This is a genomic window from Methanoculleus sp. UBA413, from assembly GCF_002502935.1.
In the GTDB taxonomy this organism is placed as follows: domain Archaea; phylum Halobacteriota; class Methanomicrobia; order Methanomicrobiales; family Methanoculleaceae; genus Methanoculleus; species Methanoculleus bourgensis.
This window is the reverse complement of sequence record NZ_DAQR01000124.1, coordinates 3,519-4,037: the sequence shown is the minus strand read 5'-3', so window position 1 is coordinate 4,037 and position 519 is coordinate 3,519. Positions and strand designations below refer to the sequence as shown.

The following is a 519-nucleotide window of genomic DNA, read 5'->3' as shown; positions in this document are numbered from 1 at the left end:
GGTCTCCCAGGCGTAGAAGACCCCGGCGAGCACCACGCCGGCGATGATCGCCGCAATACCGCCAGGCTCCGGGAGTTTTGAGAACCCGTACATCACGGCAAGGAGCATCGCGCTGTAGAAGACCGAACCGATGATATCGAACCGCTCCCCGCGTGCGTCTGCCCACTCTTCGGCCAGGTGGCGACGGATCTGGTAGATGATGTAGATGCCGAGGGGGATGTTGGTGAGGAAGATGCTCCGCCAGGTGAGGAACTCGGTGAGGTAGCCGCCGAGGAACGGCCCGATGGAGAGGCCAATATAGACGGCGGTGACGTTGATCCCGAGTGCCCGCCCCCGCTCCTCTGGTGGGAAGACCGAGGTGATCATGGCGACGCCGGTGCCGTAGATCATGGCGCTCCCCATGCCTTCGATGAACCGGAAGAGGATGAGCGCAAGCCCCGATGTCGCGAGCGCCGAGAGCAGGGCTGATGCGGTGAAGACGACCACACCGAGGGTGAAGACCAGTTTGCGCCCGTAGAT

Annotated in this window: 1 protein-coding gene; it reads right to left on the bottom strand. The window is 63.2% G+C overall.

Translation table 11 applies throughout. The features are described 5' to 3' along the window. Positions 1 to 519 (bottom strand): MFS transporter (locus BP858_RS10715; protein WP_286879478.1); only part of this gene is annotated, 519 nt, incomplete at both ends.